Origin of the sequence: Pseudolysinimonas sp. (assembly GCF_031389465.1) — a bacterium.
In the GTDB taxonomy this organism is placed as follows: domain Bacteria; phylum Actinomycetota; class Actinomycetes; order Actinomycetales; family Microbacteriaceae; genus Pseudolysinimonas_A.
In genome coordinates this window covers 1-1536 of the sequence record NZ_JANMSQ010000085.1, presented here as the reverse complement: position 1 = coordinate 1536, position 1536 = coordinate 1, and the positions used below count along the sequence as shown (strand labels likewise).

General features: G+C 69.1%; 1 protein-coding gene and 2 pseudogenes. All 3 read left to right on the top strand.

Annotation, left to right across the window (positions count from 1 at the left end):
- Positions 1 to 171: pseudogene (locus tag RMO30_RS03385) on the top strand (thymidine phosphorylase); the annotation flags it as partial.
- Between the two features lie 30 nt (positions 172 to 201).
- Positions 202 to 1320 carry an adenosine deaminase gene (locus tag RMO30_RS03380; protein ID WP_309709514.1) on the top strand — a complete coding sequence of 373 codons (1119 nt, stop codon included), beginning with the start codon at positions 202 to 204 and terminating at the stop codon, positions 1318 to 1320.
- 6 nt (positions 1321 to 1326) lie between these two features.
- A pseudogene (locus RMO30_RS03375) lies at positions 1327 to 1536 on the top strand (GNAT family N-acetyltransferase); the annotation flags it as partial.

Below are 1536 nucleotides of genomic sequence, written 5' to 3'. Positions count from 1 at the left end.
GCCAAGCCCGGCGACACGGTCACGAAGGGTCAGCCGTTGTTCACGCTTTCGGCCGACGAGCCCGACCGCTTCGCTCGCGCGCTCGAAGCGCTCGAGGGTGCCTGGGCGATCGGCGACCCCGGTTCCCCGATCGACGACGGTGGCCCGCTCATCGCCGGCCGCGTCGGCTGAGCCGCAACACCGGGCACTTAGGCTGAACTCGTGACGACTGACGCCGAGCGCATCCTTTCCGGTACCCGTGTTCCCCTGGGGGAGCTGCCCAAGATCTCGCTGCACGACCACCTCGACGGCGGGCTGCGGGCCCAGACGATTATCGACCTGGCCCCGGATGCCGGCGTCACCCTGCCCGCCGACACCGCTGAGGGCCTCGCGGCCTGGTTCCTCGAGTCGTGTTCGAACGGCAACCTCGTCGACTACCTGAAGACCTTCGACATCACGATCGCGGTGACCCAGACGGCGCAGAACCTGACGCGCATCGCACGGGAGTTCGTCGAAGACCTCGCCGCCGACGGGGTGATCTACGGCGAGATCCGATGGGCACCCGAACAGCACATCCAGAACGGTCTCACCCTCGACCAGGCGGTCGAGGCCGTGCAGGCCGGAATCGATGAGGCGATCGAGGCGATCGAGGCCGCTGGCGGGTGGATCCGCGCCGGGCAGCTCATCTCCGCGATGCGCCAGAACGACCGCGGGATGGAGATCGCCGAACTGGCGCTGCGCCACCGCGACGCGGGAGCGCACGGCTTCGACATCGCCGGACCCGAGAAGGGCTTCCCGCCCTCACGGTTCGCCGACGCGTTCGACCTGCTCGCCCGGGAGAGCTTCCCCGTGACGGTGCACGCCGGCGAAGCGGACGGGCTGGAAAGCATCCGCAGCGCCCTCGTCGACGGGCACGCCCTGCGCATCGGCCACGGCGTCTGCATCGCCGACGACATCGAACTCGAGGAGGGCGACGACGACGCGAGCTACGTCACCCTCGGCCGACTCGCGCAGTGGATCAAAGACCGCGGCATCCCCCTCGAAACGAGCCCGTCGTCGAACCTGCAGACCGCGGCGTTCACCGCGTGGGGGCCGGGAATGACCGGGCACCCGTTCGACGTGCTCTACCAGCTCGGCTTCCGGGTCACCGTCAACACCGACAACCGGCTGATGAGCGGCACGTCGCTTACTCGTGAGATCGCCCTGCTGGTCGACGCCTTCGGTTACGACGCCGACGACGTTGAGCAGTTCATGGTGAACGCGGCGGAGGCGGCGTTCCTGCCGCTCGAAGATCGCGAGGAGCTCATCGAGCGCATCGTGACGGGGTTCGGGCGGGCATAGGCGAGCGTGAATCCGCGCCCTGTCACGGCCGCAGACGTCGACGAGCTCGCGGACTTCCTGCGACTCGTCGACCTCACGCTGAGCGGGCTCGACACGCCGACGGTGCGCCTCTGGCTGGAGCGCGATGCCGACGGGTCGATCGCGGGCAGCACGGGCTTCGAGTTGAGCGCCGATGGCCGACACGCCCTCATCCGGAGCGTCGCCGTGCATCCTGAC